Annotated in this window: 1 rRNA gene (cut by a window edge); it reads right to left on the reverse strand. The window is 53.2% G+C overall.

The annotated features are described in order from the left end of the window. Nucleotides 1-1087, reverse strand: a 23S ribosomal RNA gene (locus R7Z41_RS23580) (its annotated part continues 1565 nt past the right edge of the window); the annotation flags it as partial.

Raw genomic sequence — 1087 nt, forward strand, 5'->3', positions numbered from 1 at the left:
CGCCCACGGCAGATAGGGACCGAACTGTCTCACGACGTTCTAAACCCAGCTCGCGTACCACTTTAAATGGCGAACAGCCATACCCTTGGGACCGACTTCAGCCCCAGGATGTGATGAGCCGACATCGAGGTGCCAAACACCGCCGTCGATATGAACTCTTGGGCGGTATCAGCCTGTTATCCCCGGAGTACCTTTTATCCGTTGAGCGATGGCCCTTCCATTCAGAACCACCGGATCACTATGACCTGCTTTCGCACCTGCTCGAATTGTCATTCTCGCAGTCAAGCGGGCTTATGCCATTGCACTAACCTCACGATGTCCAACCGTGATTAGCCCACCTTCGTGCTCCTCCGTTACGCTTTGGGAGGAGACCGCCCCAGTCAAACTACCCACCAGGCACTGTCCGCAACCCCGATAAGGGGTCGACGTTAGAACATCAACACTACAAGGGTGGTATTTCAAGGACGGCTCCACGCAATCTAGCGACTGCGCTTCAAAGCCTCCCACCTATCCTACACATGTAGGGTCAATGTTCAGTGCCAAGCTGTAGTAAAGGTTCACGGGGTCTTTCCGTCTAGCCGCGGGTACACTGCATCTTCACAGCGATTTCAATTTCACTGAGTCTCGGGTGGAGACAGCGTGGCCATCATTACGCCATTCGTGCAGGTCGGAACTTACCCGACAAGGAATTTCGCTACCTTAGGACCGTTATAGTTACGGCCGCCGTTTACCGGGGCTTCGATCAAGAGCTTCGACCGAAGTCTAACCCCATCAATTAACCTTCCGGCACCGGGCAGGCGTCACACCGTATACGTCATCTTGCGATTTTGCACAGTGCTGTGTTTTTAATAAACAGTTGCAGCCACCTGGTATCTGCGACTCTCAATAGCTCCATCCGCAAGGGACTTCACCGTCGAGAGCGTACCTTCTCCCGAAGTTACGGTACCATTTTGCCTAGTTCCTTCACCCGAGTTCTCTCAAGCGCCTTGGTATTCTCTACCCGACCACCTGTGTCGGTTTGGGGTACGATTCCTTACAATCTGAAGCTTAGAGGCTTTTCCTGGAAGCATGGCATCAATGACTTCAC

The sequence above is a fragment of the Vibrio sp. 1457 genome (assembly GCF_033340195.1).
GTDB lineage: Bacteria > Pseudomonadota > Gammaproteobacteria > Enterobacterales > Vibrionaceae > Vibrio > Vibrio alginolyticus.